Here is a 567-nt window from a genome sequence, read left to right as displayed (position 1 = left end):
TGATCCTTTCGCGCTGTTTGATGATGGCTGCGGCCCTGCCGAAGTAGGCGTCGGCTGGCGTCACGTTGTTGAGGCTCTCATGATAGCGCTGGTGATTGTAATGCTCGACGAAGGCGCCGATCTGGGCCTCAAGATCGCCGGGCAGGAAGTAGTTTTCGAGCAGGATGCGGTTCTTCATGGTCTGGTGCCAGCGCTCGATCTTTCCCTGGGTCTGGGGATGCATTGGAGCGCCCCGAACATGGCTCATGGCTTTGGCCTCGATATAATCGGCCAGTTCACCGGCGATGTAGCTCGGGCCGTTGTCGCTGAGCAGGCGGGGTTTGTGATGCACATGGGCCTGATCGCAGCCTGAGGCTGTGAGGGCCATGTCCAGTGTGTCGGTCACATCCCGGGCCCGCATGGTGCTGCACAGCTTCCAGGCGATGATATAGCGCGAGTAATCGTCGAGCACGGTGGACAGATACATCCAGCCCCAGCCGATGATCTTGAAGTCAAGTGAAGTCGGTCTGCCACATCTGGTTGGGCCGCACCGTCCTGGTGTGGAACTGGTTTGCCGCCTTGATCACC

At 59.4% G+C, this 567-nt stretch carries 1 pseudogene; it reads right to left on the bottom strand.

The features are described from left to right. Window positions 1-567 (bottom strand): annotated as a pseudogene (locus WH91_RS02910) (transposase); the annotation flags it as partial.

Source organism: Devosia psychrophila (assembly GCF_000971275.1).
GTDB lineage: Bacteria > Pseudomonadota > Alphaproteobacteria > Rhizobiales > Devosiaceae > Devosia > Devosia psychrophila.
Note: the sequence above shows the minus strand (reverse complement) of the source record. Positions and strands in the feature narration are given on the sequence as shown.